19 protein-coding genes and 2 pseudogenes are annotated in these 25,430 nt (G+C 59.8%); 15 read left to right on the plus strand and 6 right to left on the minus strand.

From position 1 onward, the window contains the following. Positions 1–160 precede the first annotated feature (160 nt). Entirely contained in the window at positions 161–487 is a 327-nt protein-coding gene (trxA, locus tag AC15MQ_RS14490; protein WP_287651919.1) for a thioredoxin TrxA, read from the minus strand. A 184-nt stretch (positions 488–671) separates the two neighbouring features. On the opposite strand from trxA, the gene fdxA reads away from it, so the two are divergent. The 3 genes and pseudogenes from fdxA to AC15MQ_RS14505 all read left to right on the plus strand — a co-directional run. Beyond that, on the plus strand, positions 672–995 hold the full coding sequence (gene fdxA / locus AC15MQ_RS14495) for a ferredoxin FdxA (protein WP_287651918.1): 324 nt from the start codon (positions 672–674) through the stop codon (positions 993–995). A 309-nt stretch (positions 996–1,304) separates the two neighbouring features. Next, positions 1,305–2,981: a long-chain-fatty-acid--CoA ligase FadD gene (fadD, locus tag AC15MQ_RS14500; RefSeq protein WP_287651917.1), complete on the plus strand. Its 1,677-nt coding sequence runs from the start codon at positions 1,305–1,307 to the stop codon at positions 2,979–2,981. An 84-nt stretch (positions 2,982–3,065) separates the two neighbouring features. Further along, positions 3,066–4,081: pseudogene (locus AC15MQ_RS14505) on the plus strand (IS3 family transposase); the annotation flags it as partial. An 8-nt stretch (positions 4,082–4,089) separates the two neighbouring features. Here AC15MQ_RS14505 and AC15MQ_RS14510 read toward each other — a convergent pair. Next, entirely contained in the window at positions 4,090–4,608 is a 519-nt protein-coding gene (locus AC15MQ_RS14510; RefSeq protein WP_483080469.1) for an IS630 family transposase, read from the minus strand. A 37-nt stretch (positions 4,609–4,645) separates the two neighbouring features. Beyond that, a complete protein-coding gene (locus tag AC15MQ_RS14515; RefSeq protein WP_287652175.1) occupies positions 4,646–5,092 on the minus strand; it encodes a helix-turn-helix domain-containing protein in 447 nt (148 codons plus the stop codon). 106 nt (positions 5,093–5,198) lie between these two features. Between AC15MQ_RS14515 and AC15MQ_RS14520 the strand changes: the two are divergent. The 4 genes and pseudogenes from AC15MQ_RS14520 to AC15MQ_RS14535 form a co-directional block, all read left to right on the plus strand. Beyond that, positions 5,199–5,330 (plus strand): annotated as a pseudogene (locus AC15MQ_RS14520) (IS3 family transposase); the annotation flags it as partial. Positions 5,331–5,526: 196 nt separating this feature from the next. Next, positions 5,527–10,503: a PAS domain S-box protein gene (locus AC15MQ_RS14525; protein ID WP_483080470.1), complete on the plus strand. Its 4,977-nt coding sequence runs from the start codon at positions 5,527–5,529 to the stop codon at positions 10,501–10,503. 29 nt (positions 10,504–10,532) lie between these two features. Further along, complete coding sequence (locus AC15MQ_RS14530) at positions 10,533–11,702, plus strand: response regulator (RefSeq protein WP_483080471.1); 1,170 nt, start codon at positions 10,533–10,535, stop codon at positions 11,700–11,702. 25 nt (positions 11,703–11,727) lie between these two features. Next, positions 11,728–14,346: an HDOD domain-containing protein gene (locus tag AC15MQ_RS14535; RefSeq protein WP_483080472.1), complete on the plus strand. Its 2,619-nt coding sequence runs from the start codon at positions 11,728–11,730 to the stop codon at positions 14,344–14,346. 144 nt (positions 14,347–14,490) lie between these two features. On the opposite strand, the gene AC15MQ_RS14540 is transcribed toward AC15MQ_RS14535, so the two are convergent. Beyond that, on the minus strand, positions 14,491–15,117 hold the full coding sequence (locus AC15MQ_RS14540) for an ankyrin repeat domain-containing protein (protein WP_483080473.1): 627 nt from the start codon (positions 15,115–15,117) through the stop codon (positions 14,491–14,493). Between the two features lie 212 nt (positions 15,118–15,329). On the opposite strand from AC15MQ_RS14540, the gene AC15MQ_RS14545 reads away from it, so the two are divergent. From AC15MQ_RS14545 to ftsB, 5 genes are all read left to right on the plus strand, one after another. Beyond that, the gene (locus tag AC15MQ_RS14545; RefSeq protein ID WP_287669744.1) at positions 15,330–15,872 is read left to right on the plus strand and encodes a hydrolase; all 543 of its coding nucleotides are present in this window, start codon (positions 15,330–15,332) and stop codon (positions 15,870–15,872) included. Between the two features lie 113 nt (positions 15,873–15,985). Beyond that, positions 15,986–17,629 carry a CTP synthase gene (locus AC15MQ_RS14550; RefSeq protein WP_287669742.1) on the plus strand — a complete coding sequence of 548 codons (1,644 nt, stop codon included), beginning with the start codon at positions 15,986–15,988 and terminating at the stop codon, positions 17,627–17,629. Then, positions 17,626–18,462 carry a 3-deoxy-8-phosphooctulonate synthase gene (gene kdsA, locus AC15MQ_RS14555; RefSeq protein WP_287651910.1) on the plus strand — a complete coding sequence of 279 codons (837 nt, stop codon included), beginning with the start codon at positions 17,626–17,628 and terminating at the stop codon, positions 18,460–18,462. The genes AC15MQ_RS14550 and kdsA overlap by 4 nt, the downstream gene beginning before the upstream one ends. A gap of 114 nt (positions 18,463–18,576) precedes the next feature. Then, positions 18,577–19,860 (plus strand): phosphopyruvate hydratase, encoded by a 1,284-nt coding sequence (gene eno, locus AC15MQ_RS14560; protein WP_287651909.1) that lies wholly within the window; start codon positions 18,577–18,579, stop codon positions 19,858–19,860. Between the two features lie 26 nt (positions 19,861–19,886). Beyond that, complete coding sequence (ftsB, locus tag AC15MQ_RS14565; RefSeq protein WP_483080474.1) at positions 19,887–20,240, plus strand: cell division protein FtsB; 354 nt, start codon at positions 19,887–19,889, stop codon at positions 20,238–20,240. Between the two features lie 34 nt (positions 20,241–20,274). On the opposite strand, the gene AC15MQ_RS14570 is transcribed toward ftsB, so the two are convergent. Beyond that, positions 20,275–20,970 (minus strand): SIMPL domain-containing protein, encoded by a 696-nt coding sequence (locus AC15MQ_RS14570; protein WP_483080475.1) that lies wholly within the window; start codon positions 20,968–20,970, stop codon positions 20,275–20,277. Positions 20,971–21,188: 218 nt separating this feature from the next. Here AC15MQ_RS14570 and AC15MQ_RS14575 point away from each other — a divergent pair, with 218 nt between their 5' ends. The 3 genes from AC15MQ_RS14575 to AC15MQ_RS14585 are packed head-to-tail and all read left to right on the plus strand — an operon-like array spanning position 21,189 to position 24,204. Beyond that, complete coding sequence (locus AC15MQ_RS14575) at positions 21,189–21,659, plus strand: peroxiredoxin (protein WP_287651906.1); 471 nt, start codon at positions 21,189–21,191, stop codon at positions 21,657–21,659. A gap of 2 nt (positions 21,660–21,661) precedes the next feature. Further along, positions 21,662–22,159, plus strand: coding sequence for an FKBP-type peptidyl-prolyl cis-trans isomerase (locus AC15MQ_RS14580; protein ID WP_287651982.1), 498 nt, complete (start codon positions 21,662–21,664; stop codon positions 22,157–22,159). After that, positions 22,156–24,204 (plus strand): FeoB small GTPase domain-containing protein, encoded by a 2,049-nt coding sequence (locus AC15MQ_RS14585; protein WP_483080476.1) that lies wholly within the window; start codon positions 22,156–22,158, stop codon positions 24,202–24,204. The genes AC15MQ_RS14580 and AC15MQ_RS14585 overlap by 4 nt, the downstream gene beginning before the upstream one ends. Positions 24,205–24,225: 21 nt before the next feature. Here AC15MQ_RS14585 and AC15MQ_RS14590 read toward each other — a convergent pair whose 3' ends face one another. After that, positions 24,226–25,362: an ABC transporter substrate-binding protein gene (locus AC15MQ_RS14590; protein ID WP_483080477.1), complete on the minus strand. Its 1,137-nt coding sequence runs from the start codon at positions 25,360–25,362 to the stop codon at positions 24,226–24,228. Positions 25,363–25,430: the final 68 nt, after the last annotated feature.

Consider the following 25,430-nt stretch of genomic DNA (forward strand, 5'->3'; position numbering starts at 1 on the left):
CGCGCGTCGTCGCAAATGCAACGCGTGCCAAGCGAAGTGCCGTGGGGCCGGCAGGGTAATGCTAAAGGGGGAGGACGCCTGAAGGTTCTGTGCGGGCTCGTCAGTTGCTGTGGGTCAGGTGTTGCACCCAGCGAACCTCCAGACAATGAGGGTATCGACTTTAGAGGTTGCTGTCAATGAAGGTGATCAGTTGCGATCTCGAAAGGGCGCCGACCTTCGTTGCTTCAACGTTGCCGTTCTTGAACAGCATCAGCGTCGGGATGCCACGGATGCCATAATTGGCAGGTGTCCTTTGATTGTCGTCGATGTTCAGCTTGACTACTTTGAGGCGACCCGCATAGTCGTTGGCGACATCGTCCAGGAGTGGCGCAATCATCTTGCACGGACCGCACCATTCGGCCCAGTAATCAACGAGAACAGGTTCCTCCGATTGAAGTACCTCGGTGCCGAAGCTGTTGTCCGTAACGTGGTGGATGTGTTCGCTCATTAAAACCTCTTGCGGGATCTGGGATGGGATGCGTAGCGGGCGTTGGGATTGAGCGGAACTAGCCGCGCTCGTAACCAGCCCCGCAATGCTAGCGAAAAAATCCTCCCAAGGGAAGGCGTAGGTCTGTCTCCTCAGCGCCAAATACGTTATAGTCTTTGCCGTCTGAATCTGTAGAAGCGCGACGATGACTTACGTTGTTACTGAAAACTGTATCAAATGCAAATTCACGGACTGCGTTGATGTTTGTCCCGTCGACTGTTTCCATGAGGGTCCGAACTTCCTGGTGATCGACCCGGAGGAGTGCATCGATTGCACCTTGTGCGTTCCGGAATGTCCGGCAGAAGCCATTTTTGCCGAAGACGATGTGCCCGAGGCGCAGCGTCAGTTCATCGCGCTCAATGCCGAATTGGCCAGTACCTGGCCGGTCATCGTCGAGCGCACGGAACCCCTGGCCGACGCCGACGAGTGGAATAACAAGCCGGGCAAGCTCAAGTACCTGCAGCGCTGATTCCTGGTGTCGGCAGCGGCGCTGGTGGCCGGTCCTCCGGCCAAAGTGCTGCCGTTAGCGGTGCCAGCTTCCGTGTCGAATCCGGGTGCATGAGCCTTGTTCGTCCACGCCACTTGTCGCCACAGGTGCTGCGAGTACCCCTGGAATCACGTTCAAGGGGTCCGTCAGAGTAAAAAATCCATTAGAATGAACCCCGTAGCGTTTCGCAAGCGGCAGCCCGCGCGTGGGCGGATGGCCAGTAGGCAGCGCTGACGAAGACATCGATCGATACGATCCATGGAGAGACCAAGTAACCCCGGAGGAGAACAGGTGGAGAAGATTTGGCTAAAGAGCTATCAGAAAGGTGTGCCGGCCGAGATTGACTTGAGCGAGTTTCAGTCGCTTGGCGAACTCTTCGAAAAGAGCGTGGCACAGTACCGCGACCGCGTCGCTTACATCAACATGGGCGTCGAGATCACCTATGGCGAACTCGACAAGCTGTCAAGGGATTTTGCTGCCTACCTGCAATCGGTCCTGAAGCTGCCCCAGGGCTCACGTGTGGCAGTGATGATGCCCAACGTCCTGCAGTATCCGATTTCCATTTTTGGCGCCTTGCGTGCGGGTTACGTGGTGGTGAACGTCAATCCGCTGTATACGCCGCGTGAACTGGAGCATCAGCTCAAGGATGCAGGTGCGGAAGTGATCGTGATCCTCGAAAACTTCGCGGTGACACTGGAGCAGGTTCTGGACAGGACACCGGTCAAGCATATTGTGATTGCCCGTCTTGGCGACATGCTCGGTTTTCCCAAAGGCGCGGTTGTCAACTTCGTGGTCAAGTATGTCAAGAAAATGATCCCGGCGTGGAGCCTGCCGCGTGCAGTCAATTTCCGCACCGCCATCGCCAAGGGGGGGGCGGGTGAACTGAAGGCGGTTACCGTCACTCAGGACGACCTTGCGTTTCTGCAGTACACCGGGGGTACGACAGGCCTGTCGAAGGGAGCCATGCTGATTCATCGCAACATTCTGGCAAACCTGGCACAGGCGCACGCGTGGATCAAGCCTGCGCTCGGGACCGAGCAACACCTCGTGGTCACCGCGCTACCTCTGTATCATATCTTCGCGCTGACGGCGAACTGTTTCACCTTTTTCAAGATCGGCGCCAGCAATCTGTTGATCACCAATCCGCGCGATATCCCGGGCTTTGTCGCGGAGATGGGCAAGCATCCGTTTACGGTGATCACCGGAGTCAACACCCTGTTCAATGCCCTGCTCAACAATGACGCCTTCTGCGCCCTCGATTTCAGCAAGCTGAAAGTCACTCTCGGCGGCGGCATGGCGGTACAGAGGGCAGTCGCCGAAAAGTGGAAGCAGGTGACCGGTAAGCCCCTGATCGAGGCCTATGGTCTGACCGAAACGTCGCCGGCCGCGACCATCAATCCGCTCGACATTCCTGCCTATACCGGCGCGATCGGCTTGCCGATTTCGTCTACCGAAGTGGCGATTCGCAACGATGCCGGGGTCGATGTTCCCCTCGGTGAACGTGGCGAACTCTGCATACGGGGTCCGCAGGTGATGAAGGGTTATTACAATCGTCCTGAAGAGACCGCCAAGGTCATCATGCCTGACGGTTTTCTGCTGACCGGCGACATCGCGGTGATGGACGAGACAGGCTTCGTTCGCATCGTCGACCGCAAAAAGGACATGATCCTCGTTTCGGGTTTCAATGTGTACCCCAACGAGGTCGAGGATGTCGTGGCGCAGCATCCAGGGGTCCTGGAAGTGGCTGCCGTTGGCGTGCCGCATGACAAATCGGGTGAGGCGGTCAAGATTTTCGTCGTCAAGAAAGACCCCGCACTGACCGCCGAGGCGCTGATTGCCCATTGTCGCGAGCATTTGACAGGCTACAAGGTACCCGGTCAGGTTGAATTCCGGGCCGAACTGCCGAAGACCAACGTCGGCAAGATTCTGCGCCGGGAATTGCGGGACGAGGCCCTGCAAAAAGCCTGAAAGGCAGCTAGAACGACACTGAGCTTCCCCCGAAATTTCGTCTTCCAAGGGTGACGTAGGATTCAGTCACTTTAGGAGCGAGAAATGAAGATACCGAAGCCGGCATTCACGCCGGAATTCAGGGGCCTGGCGGTAAAGCGGGTAAAGGCCGGCGAGAGTATCGGAGGTGTGGCAAAGGAATTGGGGCTGGTCGAGCAGACCTTGCGCAACGGGGTGAAGGCGGCGGCGAAGGGCACCTCAAACGGCGCGGGCAACCGGATGGTGACGCCAGAAGAGAAGGAACTGTCACGGCTGCGAGCCGAGAACGCGCGACTCAAGCGGGAGATTGAAATAGTAAAAAAAGCGGCGGCGTACTTCGCGAGGGATGCCCTGTGAAGTACGCCTGGATTGACTCGCATCGGCGGGAGTTCGCGTTGTCGGAACTGTGCGAGGCATTGAAGGTGAGTATCAGCGGTTACCGAGCCTCGAAGCGAGGCGGGGTGGCGGAGCGCAAGGGGCTGACGGACCTGCAGATGCTGGCACTTTCCAGGCCATTCATGCCGAACTCAAGGGCGCCTATGGCAGCCCACGCATGGTGCGCGAACTGCAAAGACGTGGCTTCTGTGCGGGCAAGGAGCGGGTAGAGAGGCTGATGCGCGAGAACGGGATTCACGCCCGTCACAAGTGCCGCTACAAGGTGACGACGGATTCGCGCCATGCCCTCCCGGTGTCGGAGAATCTGCTGGCCCGCCATTTCACGCCCACGGCACCCAATGAGGTCTGGACCTAGAACATCACGTATTTATGGACGGATGAAGGCTGGCTGTACCTGGCCATCGTGCTGGATTTGTTCAACCGGGAAGTTGTGGGTTGGTCACTCAAGCCTCGCATGACGGCAGACATCGTGACGGACGCCCTGACCATGGCGTGGTTCCGCCGCCGGCCTGCCACGGGTCTGATGCATCACTTCCGACCGCGGCAGCCAGTACGCCAGCCATACCTTTCAGGACAAGCTCAAGGAATATGGCATGACCTGTTCGATGAGCCGCAAGGGCAACTGCCGGGATAATGCGCCCACCGAGAGTTGGTTCAACAGCTTCAAGAATGAGCGGGTACATGGCGTAAGCGCCTAGCAAAAAGTCATTCGATAATGAGAGCCGAAACCGTCCAGAATTTTGTCGACGTCAGCCTCAAGCCCGGCAGAGTTCCGTGCTTTGAAGGCCATCCACTCGTACTTCATTTTGTGCCAGAGCTTCTCGATGCGGTTCAGTTCCGGACTGTAGGGTGGCAGGAAGTAAAGCGTGAGGCCCTTCTCTTTCAGCAGGGCCAACAGGGTCTGGATTTCCTTCGCTTTGTGGATGGAAGCATTGTCCAGAATCACCGTCAGGGGTCTGCCGACGCTTTCCAGGAGGAGACCGAGGAAGCCGCCAAAAAGAGCTGCGGTCGTTGTCTCCCAGAACTTGGCCGTGAACAATTCACCCGTCGAGATCAACGCGGCCATCACATTCAGACGCTTTCCCCGCGCGGCCGTGATGCGGTGCACCTCTCCTGTCTCGGTCCAGGCGCTCCGATTGGGCTGGGTCTGCACAAAGCCGGCTTCATCCATATACGATAACGTGAGTTCGCCAAGCTTTGTTTTTTCAAGCAATTCATCTATTTCTACCTGGGCTGCTCGAAATTTCGCCTCATCCCGTTTTTTTTAGACTGTGCCGGGTCCTTTTCCAGACATAGTTCTTCTCTTTCAAGGCCGCCTGAACCACTCCCACCGAAACCTGTACGCCATGTTCCTCTGACAGGCGGTCCCTCAACTGGGGGGCCGTACAGGCCTCAGCCGTCGCCCAGGCGCAGAGTACCTGCTGATACGTTTCCGATAGTTTGCGAGGGGCACCACTGCGCGGCAGGTCGCGCAGCCCGATGAACCCCCTGGCCAGCCAGGCATCCCTGTGGTTGGCTACGGTTTCCTTGTGGAGCTTCTGCTGTTTCGCCACTCCGTCAAGGGACCCTCCTTCAGCCAGGAGAAGTACGGTCCGGGCTCGCCGGCGTTCGCGCCAGTCACTGCCTCGCTCCTCTACCTGCGTCAGTTGCTGGCGCTCTTGTGCTGTGAGGGTGAACTTTTTGGCTCTGCGGGACATGGCGAGGCATTCCGGAGGTTGGAGCGGACAGTATGCAGGCATACTGGCTTAACTCGAAAAATTTATCTGGAAGCGCTTACGTCATGCCAGCCATGCCGCCATGACGGCCACCAGTTTTGAGTACATCGAGGTGTTCTACAATTGAAAACGCCAGCATTCGAGCCTGGGCTACCTGTCGCCTGTTCAGTTCATGGAGAAGTGGCTCAGCACGCAGGATCAGGAAAAACAGGTAGCATGAACCCCACCCTTTGGAAGACGAAAAACCGAGGGAACCTCACTTTTCCCCCGCTTCCCGCTATCCCGGCAGCAGCGTAAAAACGGAGGGGATGTGAACGTTTACGGTATCTGAGTTCCAGAAGACCTTCATCCTGCTGCTTGACCAGACCTGACCATGACGTCAAGCGAACCCGATGTTCCCCTGAACGGATCCCATGATGTCTTTATGGAATAGACAACTGCCGCGATCCGTACCCGCTCTCCTGGCCGGGGTGACGTTCTTGCTCGGGCTATGCATTGCTGCTGGCGGCGCATGGTGGTGGCAAAATGAGATCGACCTGAATACCGAGGCCGAGTTCCAGCGCCGCGTCCAACACCTTTCCGGCGAGATCGTCGTGCGCTTTCGCCGCCCGGTCGACGGATTGAACGGCGCCAGGGGCCTGTTCGCTGCCAGCAAAAGCGTGGAGCGCGCGGAGTTTCGGGCCTACGTTGAGTCGCGCGACCTGGTGCAAGACTTCCCGGGGGTGCGGGGCTTTGGCTTCATTCAGCGCGTCATGCGCCGGGATGTGGACGCCTTCGTGGCCGCCGAACGGGCCGACGAAGCACCGGAATTCGCCCTTCGCCAACTGGCGGACAAGAACCACGACGATCTGTACGTCATCAAGTTCATCGAGCCGGCGGCGAACAACGCCGGCGCCCAGGGTCTCGACATCGGCTCGGAAGCCAACCGCCGTGCCGCAGCACAGCGTGCCATCGACAGCGGCGAGCCGACCGTCACCGCGCCGATCGCGCTGGTGCAGGACAACCGCAAATCCCCCGGCGTGCTGCTGTATGTTCCGCTGTACGCGAAGGGAACCAGCCCCTCGAACGCAGCCCAGCGTCGCGCGTCGCTGGTCGGCTTGTTGTACGCGCCCATCGTCATGTCGGAGTTGCTGGCGGCAATGCCCGGCGTAGGGCCGCGCCGCTTGGATTTCGAACTCTTCGACGGGCTGCCAGGCACCTCCGGCGACATGCTGCTGTACGACACCGACAATCATGTAGCCACTCTGGGGACCGACCAGGTGGCCACGGTGGCGAGTCGCTATTCCATCGCCCGGACGCTATCGATATCAGGTCGGGAGTTGACCCTGCGCGTACGCAGTACACCCGAGTTTGATGCGGCGTTCGACCGCTCGTCGAAGTGGCTGGTGTTCGCTGCGGGCGCACTGTTCAGCGCCATGCTTGCCCTGCTGCTGAGACAGCAGGCCACCGGTCGCCACCGCGCCGAAGTGCTGGCGCAGCAGATGACCGAGACACTGCGGGAAGACGAAGCGCGTTCGCGTGACTTCTCAAAGAGCACCTCCGACTGGTTTTGGGAGACGGATGCAGAGCACCGCTTCTGTTACTTTTCCGACAACTTTGAAGCGGTCTATGGGCTGCCCCTGGCCCAGTTGATCGGCCTGAGTCGCAAGGAACTGCTGGATCTGGATGCGCTCAATCCGCCGGAACTCATTCAGGCACACCTTGCCCTACTCGACGCGCACCAGCCCTTCAAGAATTTCGAGTACCAGATTCGCGACAAGGGCGGGAACTTAGTCTGGATCGCTGTTTCCGGAATACCTCATGTGGATAAGGCAGGTTGTTTTGCCGGCTACCGCGGCACAGGCGCCATCATCACGGCGCGCAGGCATATTGAGGAATCGCTCAGGGCAAGCGAGGCCCGCTACCGAGTGATGTTTGAGAGACCCAGGATACCGATGCTGCTGATCGATCCGAATGATGGCGCCATTGTCGATGCCAACGAGTCCGCTGCGACGTTCTACGGCTACGCCAGGGAACAACTGCGGAACAGGTCGATTTCAGAAATCAATCAGTTGTCGCGAGATGAGATCAGGGCCGAGATGGACTTGGCTGCATCTGAGAAACGAGACTGCTTTTATTTTCAGCACCGCCTGGCGAGCGGCGAGATCCGCCAGGTCGAGGTGCGCTCCTGCCCACTGGAGATTGATGGGCACGCGCTGCTGTATTCAGTCATCACCGACATCACCGAGCGACGCGCCTCTGAAATGGCGCTCGCCAAGGAAACCGCCCGCCTGCATGCCTTGCTCGAAACGGCCAGTGACGGCATCCATATCCTTGATCAAAACGGTAACCTGGTCCAGTTCAGTCGCTCGTTCGCATCCATGCTGGGGTATACAGACGAAGAGATCAGTGGCTTCAATGCGGCGGACTGGGAGGCGCAGATACCGAAAGAAAAGATTCCGGAAGTCATTCAGGATTTGTTCAAAACACCGGCAACGTTTGGATCCCGGCATCGACGCAAGGACGGCACGGTAATCGATGTCGAAATCAATGCAAAAGAAATAGAGATCGCCGACGAGAACTTCTTGTATGCGTCGTCGCGCGATATTTCGGAGCGAAAGCACAACGAAGAAATTGCCGCGGAACTTGCTCGCAACGTCGTCCAGCTTAACCAGCGTCTATCACTTGCCGCCGATTCAGCCCAAATCGGAGTATGGGATTTTGCGGTACCGGAAAACCGGCTTGTCTGGGATCGCTGGATGTATGCCCTGTATGGCATTCGGGAAGAGGATTTTTCCGGGGCCTATGAGGCCTGGCAAAACGGTCTTCACCCGGACGACAAGGTGCGCGGCGATGAGGAGTTCGCCCAAGCGCTGCGCGGCGAAAAGTCATTCGATACCGAGTTCCGGGTGAAGTGGCCGACGGGTGAGGTGCGGTATATCAAGGCTGCCGCGAAGGTGCTGCGCGATGCCGAGGGAAAGCCGCTGCGGATGATCGGGATCAATTACGACATCACCGAGAAAAGGCGGAGCGAAGAAGAACTGATCACGCAACGCCGCCGCCTGAATGACATCATTGAAGGCACCAACGTCGGCACCTGGGAGTGGAACGTCCAGACCGGAGAGGCCGTGTTCAACGATCGCTGGACAGAGATCATCGGCTATACCCTCGATGATCTCGCCCCGGTTTCGATCGAAACCTGGATGAAGTTTGCGCACCCGGACGATCTGAAATTGTCGGGGCAGCGACTCGAAAAGCACTTCGCGGGAGAACTCAGCTACTACGAATGCGAATCTCGCTTGCGGCACAAGGATGGTCACTGGGTGTGGGTGCTTGATAGGGGCAAAGTGTCCAGCTGGACGGCCGACGGCAAACCCTTGTTGATGTCGGGAACCCATCAGGATATATCGGCGAGCAAGAAAGCCGAGGAGGAAATACGGCAAGCCGAACTGCTGTTGCGCTCCGCCATCGAAACCATCGGCGAGGCCTTTGTGGTCTACGACGCCGAGGATCGGCTCGCCTTCTGTAATCAGAAGTACAGGGAACTCTACGCTCTCTCGGCACCCGTCATCGAGCCGGGGCGCAGCTTTGAAGAAATCATTCGTTACGGTGTCGAGCACCGTCAGTACAAGAATGCGATCGGCCGCGAAGAGGCGTGGATTGCCGAACGACTGGCGTCCCATCGTCAAGGCTATCAGGATTTGGTCCAGCAACTCGATGACGGTCGCTGGCTGAGGATCACGGAACGGCACACAGCCTCCGGGCAAATTGTCGGTTTCCGGGTGGATGTCACCGAGTATTACCGCGCCAAGGAAGCCGCCGAAGCCGCCAACGTCGCCAAAAGCCGTTTCCTGGCGACAATGAGCCACGAAATCCGCACGCCGATGAACGGCATCCTCGGCATGGCGCAATTGCTGCTGACGCCGACTATCAAGGATGACGAGCGCCAGGATTACGCCCGGATCATCCTCAACTCCGGTCAGACACTGCTCACCTTGCTCAACGACATTCTCGACATTTCAAAGGTTGAGGCGGGCAAACTTGAACTGGAATCCATCCCGTTTGAGCCCGCGCAGATCATTCACGAAATCCGGGTATTGTTTGCGGAAGCCGCCCGTCAGAAGGGGTTACGCATCGAATCCGAGTGGGCCGGCGCTTCTGGACAACCCGGCCAGCGCTACCTGGGCGATCCTCACCGCCTGTGCCAGATGCTCTCCAACCTGGTGGGCAACGCCCTAAAGTTTACGGCGAAGGGCCATATCCGTATCGAAGCGCGCGAAGTCGAGCGCGATGGATCGCACACCCTCCTCGAATTCAGCGTCACCGACACCGGCATCGGCATTCCGGAAGACAAGCAGACGCTGTTGTTCAAAGCGTTTTCGCAGGCCGACAGTTCGACCACACGACAGTTTGGCGGCACCGGGCTCGGTCTTTCCCTCGTGCGCAACCTGGCCAAGCTGATGGGCGGGGATGTCGGGCTCAAGAGCGAAGCCGGGCAAGGGGCACGTTTCTGGTTCCGCATTCGCACCGAACTCCTTGCGCCGGGCGAGGACAGCCGTGATGAAAAGCGTCAGGCAATCGTCGGCGCTGACGACACGGCACCGGTCGTGCGCCCCGGCACCTTCACCGGCCACATCCTGGTGGTTGACGACAACCCGACCAACCGACTGGTGCTCACGGCCATGCTCAACAAACCCGGAGTCCATTGTGACTTCGTCGAGGATGGTCAGCAGGCCGTAGAGGCGATCACCGGAGGAATGGCCCCCGATCTGGTATTGATGGACTGCCAGATGCCGGTCCTGGACGGCTATGAAGCCACAATGCAGATACGTCGATGGGAAACAGAGCATGCCCGGCCGCGACTGCCCATCGTGGCCCTGACCGCCAGCGCCTTCGAGGATGATCGCAAGCGCTGCCTTGAGGCCGGCATGGACGATTTTCTGGCAAAACCCATCGTTATCGAGAAGCTGATGGCCATGCTGGGACATTGGCTGGCCGGCGGCAGCGAAATGCTTGAAGCGGCAGAGGCGGCCCCGGCGCCGCAAGCGCCACAAGCGTTGATCACGACGCAGGAAGAAGGTTCGCCCGTGTTCGACGAAAAAACTCTGCTCACCCAGTTGGGCGACGACCGCGAACTCGCCAGGGTCATTATCCGGTCGGCGACGGAAGACATACCCGACTACTTCGATCAACTGGAACAGGCCATTGCGGCTGGCAACTGGAAGGCCGCCGAAAGACAAACGCATACCATGAAGGGATTGACGGCGCAGATCGGGGGCATCAAGCTCTCGAAGCGCATGAAGGAGCTTGACGATCACCTCAAAGGTGGCGGCAATATCGACAGCGCCACCGTGATCGATCTGCGCCGGGAATACCAGATACTTTCAGCCACCTTGTTGGCATGGGTCGGCTAATTGCACGGTTTCAGCCTGGAGAGACAAGAATGGAAACGGACTACACGGTTTTCGTTGTCGATGACGACAACACGACGCGCCTACTGCTCGAGTCGATGCTTCGGACAAAGCATGCAGTGGAAGCCTTCGACTCAGCCGAAAGCTGCCTGGCCAGGCTGACGCATAAGCAACCGAACCTTTTCTTGCTCGATGTGGGTCTGCCCGGTATGGATGGCTATGATCTTTGCCGCAACATCAAGAGCTTGCCGGAAATGAACATTCCGGTGGTGTTCATTTCCGGCCACGACGATCTGGATGCGGTAATGGCCGGATACGATGCGGGGGGCGAGGACTATATCGTCAAGCCCTTCAACATCACGGCTCTTTCGCGCAAGATCGAAAATCTACGGCGGATCGAACTAGACAAGAAAGCGCTGCTGGCACAAGTCAAGGATTCGGATGAGTTGGCCACACTGGTGCTTGCCAACCTGGACGAGTACGCCATCCTGATCAAATTCCTGCGTTCGCTGAACGAATGCGCCAACATCAAGGAAATGGTGGAAGCGATACTTCGATCGCTAGACGCCTTCCATCTGGACGGCGCCGTGCAGATTCGCCTGCGCAATTTCGAGAAAACCTTCAGCAAGGCGGGCGAGAACTGGCCGCTGGAAATTTCGGTAATCAATCACATCCGTACGATGGATCGCATCTTCGAATTTCGCACGCACTGCGCCTACAACTTCGAGCACATTACCGTCCTGGTCACCAACATGCCGGTGGCCGACGCCGATCTGTGCGGGAGAATCAGGGACCATCTCGCCATCGCGGCTGAAACGGCGGATGCCAAGCTGATGGCGTTGCAGACTTCTGCCGACAACGCAAGCATGCGGGAGGACATTCGGAACCTGTTGCACGCCGTAGGACAAACCGTCGAGTCATACCGCAGGAAATATGACGACGCCCGGTACCAGGGGTCGATCTTCACGACGCGGATTGTTGACGACCTGCTCACTGCCTTTGCGTACCTTGGCCTGTCAAGCCGGTCGGAGGAAGAAATCCTGGGGATGGTAAAAGATCACTCGAACAAGCTCATCGATATCTACGACATCACTGGTGAATCGCAGGCGACGCTGGGAGAACTCAGCCAGAAGCTGGCGGGCATCCTGGCCGCAACAGAAAACACCACAACGCCGCATGTAAGCGTCGGGTCAGGCCACTGATTGAACTTCGCGTAAAGGCAACGTCGTGAATCCCAAATTGCAGGCCCGTTTCGAAGCGCTCAAAGCCTCTGGCTTCCTACCTTCGCCCAAAGGCCCGGCGCTGGCCGTGGTGCAATTGACGCGGCAGGACAATGTGTCATCCGCACAGTTGGCGCGTGCGATCCAGGCCGACCCGGCGCTGGTCGCGCGCCTGCTCAAGCTGGCCAATGCCTGTCACGGCCCGGGGGTTAGGCCGGTACTGGCGATCCAGGATGCGATCCTCCTCCTCGGCCTGACGTCCGTGCGTGGCCTGGCGCTAGGTTTTTCATTAATGACTGACAAGCAGGCTTTTCGCTGCCGTGGATTCAATTACCCCGCCTTCTGGTCACGCAATCTCGCCCGCGCGGTCGCCATGCAGGCTCTGGCGGCTTCCTCCCGTATCATGCATAGTGACGAAGCCTTCACGCTAGGCTTGCTTTCCCATATTGGCGAACTGGGGCTGGCCAGTGTGTTTCCGGAGGACTATGCGCAGCTACTGGAGCATGCCCCGCACCCCAGCATTACGCTCTTGGTGCAGGAGCGGCAAGCGTTCGAGTTCGATCACGCCGAACTGACGAACGCGCTCATGGCCGACTGGGGGTTCCCGGCCAGCCTGACCGAGCCGGTGGTTTTCCTTGAGCAACCGGATGCGGCAAGCTTTGCGGCCGGATCGCGTTCCGAGCGGCTGCTATTCACGCTGGTGCTCGCAGCGCAAATCGCGGATGTGTGCATGGCGGCCAAGCCTGGTCGGCGCGCCATGATGGCCGAACTGTTTCTGCTCGGCGGCAAGCTTTCGATCGGGGCGGTAGATCTGATGAAACTTTGCGATGGCATCGTCGGCGACTGGACAGACTGGTGCCGCCTGCTGGAGGTGCCGTCAGAAACGTTGCCGCCGTTTGCCGAGTTGATGAACACTCCGCCGGCGCCGTCCCTCGAACACGCCGACGGGCGGTCCAGGGTCAAGGCGGCAGAAGGCTTTCGTGTGTTGGTGGTGGATGACGACCGCAGCATCCGCATGATTCTCATGGCCTTGCTGACCAAGGCCGGCTATACCTGCAGCGCAGCGGCGAGCGGTCGCGAGGGGCTCGAACTGGCACGCACCGAACTCCCCGACATGATGATTGTTGATTGGATGATGCCGGAGATGGATGGCATTGAACTGACCCGCACCTTGCGCCAGACGGAGAGCGGGCGGGCCGTTTATATTCTGCTGCTGACAGCTCTGGATCAGGAAGAGCGGCTGGTCGAAGCCTTTGCCGCAGGAGCCGACGATTTTCTGTCGAAACCTCTGAAATCGAATGTACTCACTGCGAGACTGATCGCCGGACAACGCGTGGTGACCCTGCAGCGAGAAATGAAGCGGGATCTGAGCAACCTGCAAAGCTTCGCCACCGAGTTCGCCATCCTCAATCAGCGTCTGCAGGAGGGCTACCAGAAGGATCTGGAGAACCAGAAGCGCATGGAACTGGCGCTGCAGGGTGGCAATTTGGGCATGTGGGATCTGCAGCTCCCGAACCGTGAGCTGGTCCTCAGCGCGCGTGGGTGGGCATTACTCGGTTACCGTCCGGAGGAGATCAAGCTCGATGCAGATGGCTGGCGATCTATGGCGCACCCCGACGACTGGGCGGTGATCAATGCCGCTCTGCAATCCCACCTGAAAGGCGAGAGTCCGTTCTTCGAGTGCCAGCACCGGATCAGGCACAGGGATGGCCATTGGGTCTGGGTACTGGACCGCGGGCGGATCGTCGAATGGGACGCGACTGGGCTACCTCTAAGGGTTGCCGGCACACGCATGGACATTACCGCACGCATGCAGGCGGAAGCGGAACTCCTGCAGCACCGCAACCATCTCGAAGAACTTGTCTTCGCCCGCACCGCCGAACTGGCACAAGCCCGCGACGAGGCCGAAGCCGCCAACCGGGCAAAGAGCATCTTTCTGGCGAATATGAGTCATGAACTGCGCACACCGATGAATGGCATCATGGGCATGACTGACATGGTGCTGCGCCGCGCTACCGACCCCAAACAAATTGACTGGCTCAAGAAAAGCCAGGGCGCCGCAAGACATTTGCTCTCGGTCATTAACGACATCCTCGATATCTCCCAGATTGAAGCCGATAAGCTGACCTTGGAGGAAATGAATTTCTCGCTGGCAGAAGCCGTTGGCGACACGCTACACATGCACGACGCAGAGGCACACGCCAAGGGTCTGGGGCTGTCATGGGATATCGATCCGGCCCTGCCCGACCTGCTGTGTGGCGACGCAAGGCGTTTCAAGCAGATCCTGCTCAACTTCACCGGCAACGCCGTCAAGTTTTCCGAACGCGGCCAGATTACAGCGCGTGCCAGCGTCGCGGAGGAAAACAACCTCAGCGTATTGCTGCGCATCGAGGTCACCGACCAGGGTATCGGCATCAGCCCAGAACAGCAGGCCCGGCTGTTTCAGGCATTCACTCAGGCTGACGGCTCGTTGAACCGCAAGTATGGTGGCACGGGTCTGGGCTTGATCATCTCCAAACGTATTGCCAACCTGATGGGCGGCGACGTCGGGGTGACCAGCCAGGAGGGTATCGGCAGCACCTTCTGGGCCACGGTGCGGCTCAGAAGGGCAGTCGCTGGCCTGTAAGCCGACGACGTTGAGCCTGCGGAGCCGGATGCTCTTTGCGAGATCGTTCTGCTCTGGTTGCTGTGGAAGCGGTGAAATTGAGTTATGTGTAAGGATCTGGACTTGAACTGCCCACGAGTAGCGCAGCCCCCGCGTTGGCCCTTCTCACTCCTTGGCGCCGTACTGCTGGAGCACCTCGGTGGTGATCGGGTGCTTGTTCCGCATGGCGTAAAAAAGCGGCGTCTTGCCGTTCTTGTCCCTGCTCCTGGGATCGGCGCCGTGTTCGATCAGGACGCGCGAGACATTTGGCTGTCCGGTCGCGGCCGCCAGATGGAGCGGTGATTGGCCGGTATCGGTCTTCGCGTTCGCATCGGCCTTCTTGTCCAGCAGCAGTTCCACTTCATGTCGGCCACCCGACAGGACTGCTGCGTGCAAGGGGGTCATGCCGACGCGGTCGCGAGCATCGATGCTCGCGCCGTTCGCGAGCAGCAATTCCGATGCCTTGCTGCGTCCGTAAAAAGCCGCCATGTGCAGTGGTGTTCTGCCGAGTGCGTCGGTGACGTTGATCTGCGCACCGGCGTCGAGAAGTGACCTGATCTCGACCATATCGCCGCGGATTGCCGCTTTTGCAAGGAGGGAAGCCGAAGTAGGAACGTCATCGGCCGTGTTTGATGACGACGACGGTTGTGGCTTCAGAGTGACGCTGTCCTCAGGTTCCTTGCTACAGCCGCTGAGGGCCAGAGAAAGCAGTGCAACGACCACCAGGATGGCGCGAGACCGGTTTATTTTCATCTGAATTCTCCTGCCAGCCTGCGGGAGAAGACCTCGCCCGCTGTCCGAGGCGGCGCCGGGCGCCAGACGCGCCGATCGACGCTGCGCTTGGCGACCAGCGCCGCGCATATTACCATCGCTCCCGGTGACCAAAGTCGTTTGGCGCAAGATCGCCGTCGATTTCCTGCGCGCCAGCCTTGCGCGAAACAGTGTCTTTTCTGGAGGCATACGTGATGTTGATGCATGTTGATCATTCCGTGTTGTTGCTGATCGATTTTCAGGTTCGTCTGCAACCGGCAATCCATGACGCCACGCAGGTGCTCGAAGCCGGCGTGTGGCTGACCAGACTGGCCCAACGGCTGCAGGTTCCGGTGATTTGCACCGAACAGTATCCCAAAGGCCTGGGGCCGACCATGCCTGCGTTGCGGGCCTTGCTGCCCGACGAGTGCGTGATCGAAAAACTGCATTTCTCCGCTGTCGCCGGATCGGGCTTGTTCGAGGCGCACGGGGGCGAACGCGCACATTTCGTCGTCGCCGGTACCGAAGCGCATGTCTGTGTTCAGCAGACGGTACTCGACCTGCTCGCCGCCGGACGCCGCGTTTTCGTCGTTGACGAGGCCGTCGGTTCGCGCCGCAACACGGACAAGGCGTTGGCCCTGGAGCGTATGCGCAGCCACGGCGCGGATATCGTTTCACGCGAAATGGTGGTCTTCGAGTGGTTGCGGCAGGCGGGTAGCGAACTCTTTCGCGAGATCAGTCGCGAGTTCATACGCTGATTGTCGGGACCGGACTCAGACGCCGCGCGGCTTCGAATGCCGCCATCACGGCAGCGGTTTGAGGGCTGCGGTGTTTTCCGCTACAATCTGGATTTCCCGCTGCAGTCATCTCCATGATCAAATACGTATTCGTCACTGGCGGCGTGGTTTCATCGCTCGGCAAGGGTATCGCTGCAGCATCTCTGGGAGCGATCCTTGAGTCACGTGGCATCCGGGTCACCCATCTCAAGCTCGACCCGTACATCAATGTTGATCCCGGGACGATGAGTCCGTTCCAGCATGGTGAGGTCTTCGTGACCGAGGACGGCGCCGAGACTGATCTTGACCTCGGACACTATGAGCGCTTCACCAATGCACGGATGGAACGGCGCAACAATTTTACCACCGGCCAAATCTACGACTCGGTGATCAAAAAGGAGCGGCGCGGGGAGTATCTCGGCAAGACGGTGCAGGTGATCCCGCACATTACCGACGAGATCAAGGCGCATATCAGGCGTGGCGCCGAGGGCGCCGAACTGGCGATCGTCGAAGTTGGCGGCACAGTGGGTGACATCGAATCGCTACCTTTTCTTGAGGCGATTCGCCAGATGGGTCTGCAGGAAGGTCGCAACAACGCCTGCTACATGCACCTGACGTTGGTCCCCTACATCGCGACTGCCGGCGAACTCAAGACCAAGCCGACACAACATTCGGTCAAGGAGTTGCGCGAGATCGGGATCCAGCCGGATATCCTGTTGTGCCGCACGGATCGACCGATTCCCGAAGACGACAAGCGGAAGATGGCCCTGTTCTGCAATGTCCAGCGCGAGGCGGTGATCGAAGCGCGCGATGCGGATTCGATCTACAAAATCCCGGCCATGCTGCATGATCAGATGCTTGACGAGATCGTCTGCCACAAGCTCGGGATCCTGGCCAGAGCGGCCGACCTGACGGTCTGGAAGACGATAGTGCATGCGCTCGAACACCCGGAGCGGGTAGTCAATATCGCCTTTGTCGGCAAGTATGTCGATCTGACCGAATCGTACAAATCCTTGACCGAGGCTCTGGTGCATGCCGGAATTGCCAACCGCAGCAAGGTTACGATCAGCTACATTGATTCCGAAGAAATCGAACGGGACGGGTGTGGGGCATTGCAGGGGATGGACGCAATCCTTGTGCCGGGTGGTTTCGGACGGCGTGGTACCGAGGGCAAGATCGCCGCGATACGTCATGCGCGCGAAAACCGGATTCCCTTTCTGGGCATCTGTCTCGGGATGCAACTCGCCGTCGTCGAGTTCGCCCGCCACGTGGCCGGCATGAGTGGCGCGCACAGCACCGAGTTCGACAGGGATTCCCCATATCCGGTGGTGGGTCTGATCACCGAGTGGCAGGACGCCTCGGGCCGCGTCGAGACGCGTGACGAAAACTCCGACCTTGGCGGCACCATGCGTCTGGGTGGCCAACGCTGCCAACTGGGCGAAGGCAGCATGGCCCGCGCAATCTACGGGCAGGCGGAAATCACCGAACGTCATCGCCATCGTTATGAAGTCAACAACACGCTCCTCGGCGAGTTGCAGGATAGCGGGCTAGTGGTTTCCGGTCGCGCGCCGGTTACCGATTTGTGCGAAGTCGTCGAGTTGCCCAAGGACGGCCGCAACGCTCACCCGTGGTTTCTCGGGTGTCAGTTTCACCCCGAGTTCACTTCGTCACCGCGCCGGGGACATCCGCTGTTTACCTCGTTCGTGCAGGCGGCAGGCGCTTACCGGGCGCAGGCATGAAGCTCTGCGGCTTCGAGGCTGGCCTCGACCAGCCGTTGTTTTTGATCGCCGGTCCGTGTACCGCCGAATCACTGGAACTGTGCGTCGAGGTGGCCGGGCAGATCAAGGAAATCTGTGTGCGCCTTGGCTTGCCATACATCTTCAAGGCCTCCTACGACAAGGCCAACCGTAGTTCCGGGCAGTCCCCGCGTGGTCCGGGCCTCGACGGCGGCCTGCACATACTCGCCGAAGTGCGGCGTCAGATTGGCGTGCCGGTGCTCACCGATGTGCATCGCGAGCAGGATATCGACGCTGTGGCTGCGGTCGTCGATGTCCTGCAGACGCCCGCCTTTCTCTGTCGTCAGACCGACTTCATTCACGCCGTCGCCGCCACCGGCAAGCCGGTGAACATCAAGAAGGGGCAGTTTCTCGCGCCCGCCGACATGCGTCACGTGGTTGCCAAAGCCAGGGATGCGATTGCCGGGGCCGATACGATCATGGTTTGCGAGCGCGGTGCTACGTTTGGCTACAACAACCTTGTTGCCGACATGCGTAGCCTGGCGATCATGCGCGAAACCGCAGCGCCGGTCGTTTTCGATGCCACCCATTCGGTACAGTTGCCGGGGGGAGGGGGCAGCGTTTCCGGCGGACAGCGCGAGTTCATCCCGGTGCTGGCGCGTGCGGCGGTGGCTGTGGGAATCGCCGGACTGTTCATGGAAACGCACCCGCGCCCGGAGTTGGCGCTGTCCGACGGACCGAACAGCTGGCCGCTGCCGCGCATCGAAAGCCTGTTGACGACGCTGGTAGCGCTCGATCGCGTGGTCAAGGCTCGTCCCTTCGAGGAACGCAGGTAGTGCCGCCTCCCAGAGTATCAGGCAGCAAGGACTGCGCGCCGGGACGCAGCAGAAATGAACATGCTGGTTGCTGCGGGGCTGTGACTTTAACATTATGAAGACAAAGGAAAGACCATGAGTTCTGTTGTTGATGTCGTCGCCCGTGAGGTTCTCGACTCGCGCGGCAACCCTACCGTCGAATGCGATGTTCTGCTTGAATCCGGGGTCATGGGCCGAGCGGCAGTGCCTTCCGGTGCCTCGACCGGATCGCGAGAGGCGATTGAACTACGTGATGGCGATTCCGCCCGCTACCTCGGCAAGGGCGTGCTGCAGGCTGTAGAGAACGTAAACACCGAGATTTCCGAAGCGATCATTGGCCTGGACGCACAGGAGCAGGCGTTCATCGATCAAACGCTGATTCATCTTGACGGTACGGACAACAAGGCGCGACTCGGTGCCAATGCCATGCTCTCGGTGTCGATGGCGGTGGCCAAGGCCGCGGCCGAGGAATCGGGCTTGCCGCTTTACCGCTATTTTGGTGGTTCGGGGCCCATGCAGATGCCGGTACCGATGATGAACATCATCAACGGTGGGGAGCATGCCAACAACAGTCTCGATTTCCAGGAGTTCATGATTCTTCCGGTGAGTCAGAGTTCGTTCCGCGAGGCGCTGCGTTGTGGTGCCGAGGTCTTTCACGCGCTGAAGAAGCTGCTGCACAAGAAAGGCTTCTCGACTGCCGTTGGCGATGAAGGCGGCTTCGCGCCCAACCTGGGCAGCCATGCCGAAGCGCTGCAGTTGATCAGCCAGTCGATCGAGAACGCCGGCTATTGCCCGGGTGAAGACGTGCTGATCGGGCTCGACTGTGCGGCTTCGGAATTGTACCGGGATGGCAGATACCATCTGGCTGGCGAGAGCCTGCAGTTGAGTGCCAATGAACTGGTCGATTATCTGGCCAATCTCGCCGACCGTTTCCCGATTGTCTCGATCGAAGACGGTATGGCCGAAAACGACTGGGATGGCTGGAAGGTGCTCACCGGGCGCCTTGGCAAGGGCGTGCAGATTGTCGGCGACGATGTCTTCGTGACCAACACCCGGATTTTCAAGGAAGGCATCAAGCAGGGCATCGCCAATTCGATCCTGATCAAGATCAATCAGATCGGCACGCTGTCGGAAACCTTCGCGGCCATCGAAATGGCCAAGCGGGCGGCTTATACTGCGGTCATTTCACACCGTTCCGGCGAAACCGAAGACAGCACCATTGCCGACATCGCCGTCGGCATGAACGCGTTGCAAATCAAGACCGGTTCGCTGTCGCGCTCAGACCGCATCGCAAAGTACAACCAGTTGTTGCGCATTGAGGAGGACCTTGGGGACACGGCTGGTTATCCGGGCCGTGACGCCTTCTACAATCTCTCCTGATTCACTGACCGTCGACGTCCACGGCCGTGCGTTGGCTGGCTGTCGCCCTGCTGGTAGTCATTGCCCTGCTGCAGCACCCGCTGTGGTTGGGCAAAGGCGGCTGGTTGCGGGTATGGGACGTTGACCGGCAGTTGCAGCAACAGCAGGAATCCAACAGCAAACTCGAGATGCGCAACGCCGGCCTGGATGCCGAAGTGCGTGACCTCAAACAGGGGTACGATGCGATTGAGGAGCGCGCACGTTTCGAACTGGGCATGGTCAAGCAGGACGAAGTGTTTGTGCAGATTCCCGACAAGCCTGCGGTCGAGAAACCGGTGAACTCTGGCGCCGCCGAGAAAGCTGTCGCCGCGACAACGACGACCCGACCCGTCAGGCGCTAGCTAGCAGCAATTCTGGTCGCGCGCTTCGCTGCCGTCACTCCAGAAGCTCGATCTGCCCGGAGATGTTGGCGCTGATCTGGGTATCGCCGCCCTCGATCGGCATCGGTGCGGCATCGGCAGAAGCCAGGGCTGCCGCACGCATGATCGGTACCACTGGTGGCCGGCCGCTGCTGTTGATCGACAGATGCCGGATTCGGTAAGCTTTGCCAAGCGCTTCGGCGATGATCTTGGCACGCGCCCTGAAGGCAGCGAGGGCATCAAGCATGGCCTCGCTTTCGGCCTTCCTGCGTGTTTCCGGCGCTGGCAGCATCGCCAGGCTGGCGACACCCATCGACGCCTGGAGCTTGCCCAGCAATTCGGAAAGTGCTCCGGTATCGCTGGACTCAAGCGTCAGTTCGGAGCGCATGCGCCAGTTCTCGATCTTGCCGCCCTTGCCGTACACCGGGTAACTGTGGGTGGCGCCGCTCTGGGTCTTGATGCTGCTGTAACTTCTGGCGGTCCTGAGTCCGTCGGAGATCAGCCCATTGATCCGTCTCGACAGGTCGCTCGGGGTTACACCTGTGGCTTCGGCAAAGACCGTTGCGCGCGCCAGGTCGTTGGTTGCCGGCCGACTGGCTTCGGCGGCGAGGTCAATGGTCGTCCTGCTGTCGGGCGAGGCAGCCGGGGCCGGCGTTGCGAGCAGCAAGGTGAGCAGCGGCATGCTGCGCAGTAGATGTTGAAAATGGATCATGGTTTCTCCGGGTTTGCTGTGTTCGAGAATGGCGAGTATTCTGCAGAGCCTCGCGCGCGGATCGGGAAGCAGCCGAGTCCTATGGAACGTTCGGTGGAGGCTTCATTGTAACGGGTTCGGGGTGTCGCTTTCTTGTAGTCAGGCGCCGGAAGCTTGGTTAGAATCTGCTTCACCCAATCGCTTCCGTGCGGTCGGGAAGGGTCTTTGAGGGGGGCACCATGCTGAAAGAAGGACAGGCAGCTCCGATGTTCGTCCTCCCCGATGCGGATATGGAACTCATCGACATAGCCCGGTTTCGAGGCAGGAACAATCTCATTCTCTTTTTTTATCCGAGAGATGATGCGCCGTGCTGCACGTTGCAGGCCACCGATTTCTCCGATCATGAGGACGAATTCGCGCGACTGAACTGCCTGATCATCGGCATCAGCCGCGACGACTGCATCAAACACGCCGAGTTCCGTGACAAGCATGGGATTTCGGTGTGCCTCCTTTCGGACGCCGAGGGGCTGGCGTGTGAACAGTATGGTGTCTGGCAGGCGAAAGAAGTGGATGGTGTCACGAAATACGGCATCCTGCGCTCGACTTTTGTCATCGACAAACAAGGCGTTCTCCGACTCGCGCTGTACGGAGTCAATGCCAAAGGCCACGCGCTGAAAATGCTGCGCGCGGTTAAGGAACTCAATTCATGAACATGCAAGTTGCCAAGAACACCGTTGTTACGCTCGACTATAGTGTCACCGACGTCGATGGGGAACTCGTTGATGCGGGCCAGGAACCGCTCGTCTATCTGCATGGCGGTTACGACGACATATTTCCGATGATCGAGGAAGCCATGCACGGCAAGAAGATCGGCGAGTCGGTGACGATCAAGATGCAACCTGACGATGCCTTCGGTGAATACGACGCCGCGCTGGTGCAACTCGAACCCCGTAGCCAGTTCCCTCAGGAACTGCAGGTTGGCATGCAGTTCGAAGGTGTGCCGGAGGGTGCCGAGGGTGACGAGGAAGATGATGTGCTGATCTATCGGGTGACCGAGATCGCCGACGACAAGGTGGTGCTCGACGGCAACCATCCACTGGCCGGGATGGCGCTGGTATTTACCTGTACCGTGACCGACGTTCGCCCGGCGACCGCCGACGAAATCAGCCATGGGCATACCCACGACGATGATTGCGATGAGGACGATTGAACGCCGGCGTCTCGATTGTCGCCGTACCTCGGCAACTGCTGCGCGGAGAACGGCGGCCGCGCGTGGTCCTCGTCGGGCGCTTGCGTACCGGCAAGAGCAGCCTGTTTCTTGCCGCCTCGAGCGCTTCGCCGCAGCACCGTAAACTGCTCCGCGACGGCGACGTCTATGACGAATGTCTGGTTGACGTCGGACTGGAGCAGATGTCGCTGGTCGACCTGCCGCCCATCGAGTCGCTGCATACGCTTGGCGCGCACGACCGGGTCCTGGTCAAGTATCTGCTCTGGGGAGACCGTTGGCCGGCAGTTGCCGCACACGAAGCCGAACAGCCCGCACTGGCCTTTCGATCCCCGGATGTCCTGATCCAGGTTGTCGACGCGACGGCACTGCAGCGCGACCTTGAACTGACGCTCGAGCTGTGCCTGTTGGGCAAACCGCTGGTGATCGCGCTCAACCGGGTGGACGAGGCGCGTCGCAAGGGCCTGTATATCAACACGCGGGCGCTGTCCGAGCACCTTGGCGTGCCGGTGGTGGCCACCGTCGCGCACATGGGGCTGGGGGTTTCGGAAGTCTTTGTGGCGGCGCTCGCGGCCGCGCGAAAGAAGGAGCCACCGCGAACGTCGGCGCCCAGCAAGTATATCGATGTCACCCTCGAATCGCTGCGCGTTCTGCTCGCCCGTCCGGAGGTGGCAGAGGCGTTTCGAGCGCCGTGGCCGTTCCTGCTGATGCAGTTGGCGGAAAACGACGACTATTTTCTGCAGGAATTTGCAGGTCATTTTCCCGAACTGTTACCCGAGGTGCTTGCCGCCCGTCTTGCCGCCGAGCGTCAATTGCCCCGCCCGCTGTCGGAGGAACTGCATGCCGATCGCCATCACCGGGCGGCAACCCTCTTCGAACAGGTGACCCAGTTTGGTGGCTCGGCCGACTCCGGGCGTGGTCAGCGCTTTCTCGACGGCATCTTCCTGCATCCGCGCTGGGGCCTGATCGGTAGTCTGGCAGTGTTTGCACTGGTCTTGCTGATGGTGTTCAAGGTCAGCGCCATACTTGACGGGTGGACTTCTGCACCATTGGCGGACTGGGTGCAGCAGTGGCAGCCGGAGTCTACTGCTGGCGTGGTTGGACGGGCGGTGGTTGATGGCCTGATTGGTCTGATAGGAATTGTCATTCCCTATATGCTGCCGCTGGTACTGCTGCTGGTCGCGCTCGAAGAGGCCGGGATCATGCACCGCGTTGCCTTTGTGGTAGACCGGGGCTTTCACCACATTGGTCTGCACGGTGGCGTCGCGACGCCGTTTCTGGTTGGGTTGGGCTGCAACGTGCCGGCGATCTCGCTGGTCGCCGCGACGACCAGCGGCAAGGAGCGCGTCGTTGCCACCCTGTTGCTGGCCTTTGTTCCCTGTTCGGCACGTTCCGCAATCATTCTGGCGATGGGCGGGAAATATCTTGGCTGGCTGGGGGTTTTCGCCATCTTTGCACTGACCCTGGTGGTATTGACGGCGCTTGGGGGGGCGTTGGCCAGGCGGTACACCGACGTCGCTGTCGGTCTGATCCAGGAAATCCCCCCGTATGCCTGGCCGACTTGGCATGGAATTGTGGTCAGAACCTGGGAGCGGACCAGCGATATCGTGACCATCGTCACGCCTCTCCTGGTGGCCGGGAGTGTGCTGCTGGCGTTGCTCAACCATTTCGGCGCCGACCAGGTGATCAACCTCCTGCTGTCGCCAATCACCCATTGGTGGCTCGGCCTGCCGGTGTTGCTCGGCGTGCCGATCCTGTTCGGGGTCCTGCGCAAGGAGTTATCGCTGCTGATGGTTTACCAGGCGCTGGGAAGCATGGAAATCGACCCTTTTCTCGACTGGATTCAGATCGCCACTTTCCTGGTATTCCTGACTTTCTACATTCCCTGCGTGTCGACCTTCGCGGTGATGCTCAGAACGATCGGCTGGCGTCAGGCCTGGTTCTCGGTCGGGCTCTCCGCGTTGGTGGCGCTGCTGATCGGCGGCGGCGTTCGCCTGCTGCAGGAACTCTGGCGAGCAGTCCTGCCGTGATGGTCTGCGGACCGAGCTTGCCTAGCGCAACAGCTTGCCAGCGCGATTGAGAATGGTGATGTCGACGAAGCGCGAGCCGGCATGCCGCTTTGGGGAGAAGCTGATGAAGACATCACCGGCGTCGTAGTTCCTGATCGCTTCGAGGGCATCGCGCACCTTCTTGCGCGTTGGGTTTGGGCCAGCTCGACGCAAGGCCTCGCCGAGCACCTTTGCCCCAAGATAGCCCTCGACGAAGGTGTGGTTCAGGGTCACCTCCTGCGGTTTGAATTTCGCGAAGTTGCCCTGTATCTCGCGGATCAGGGTCACGGTGCGACTGTTCGGATCAGGGACAACCTGCGTGAGCGCGAGTCCTTCGGCCTTGTCGGCGCCGATGCGTTGCACGATCTGGGCGGCATCGGTCACCGACAGCGCAACAAATTGGGCAAGGTTGCCCGCTTCGCGTGACCGCTTCAGGAACTCGGCACTGGCCGCCGTGTTGGCGAGCATGATGACCGCCTGCGGTTTGGCGGCGGCGATGCTCTTGACGGCATCGCCGACATTGGTCGTGTTCTTCTCGTAGGCTCCCTTGGCCACCAGTACTCCGCCTGCCTTGCCGATGGCCTGCTCGGCGCTGACCAGGGCACCCTGGCCGAAAGCGTCGTCCTGGTACAACACGGCAAAGCGGGTGTAGCCGGTGGTGACGTATTGCTCGGTGATCTTTTCGATTTCTTCGGCGTAGCTGGCGCGGGTCATGAACAGAAACGGGTCGTTCTTTCGGACCAGGGTCTCGGCGCCGGATCGCACCGCGAGCAGCGGAATGCCGGCTTCGCTGAGGACCTTCTGTTCGAGAATGGCCTCGACGTTGCCCGTGCCGACAAAGCCGATGAAGGCCAGGGGCTGCGCCTCCCTGATCATTTCGCGTGCCAGCCGAACCGTTTCCTCGCTCTTGTAGCCGTCGTCCCTGGAGATCAGGCGAATCGTCGCGCCGTGGATGCCGCCATCGGCGTTGACCGCGTCGAAGTAGAGTTGTGCACCTGCCCGCATGTGCGTTCCCGTCGGCGCCAGGGGACCAGTGAAGGCCGCGATCTGGCCGACGACGATCTCGGCGGCGGTGGTCAACGGCGTGGCGCAGAGGAGGGCGGCAGCCAATGCCGAGTGCAGCAAGGCGATCAGTTTCATGGTTCACCTCTCCTGAGACGATTGAACAATTCAAGTCTAGGGCCTGCTGTCGCAGCTGTCGATGGCCT

Source organism: Candidatus Accumulibacter propinquus, from assembly GCF_056856495.1.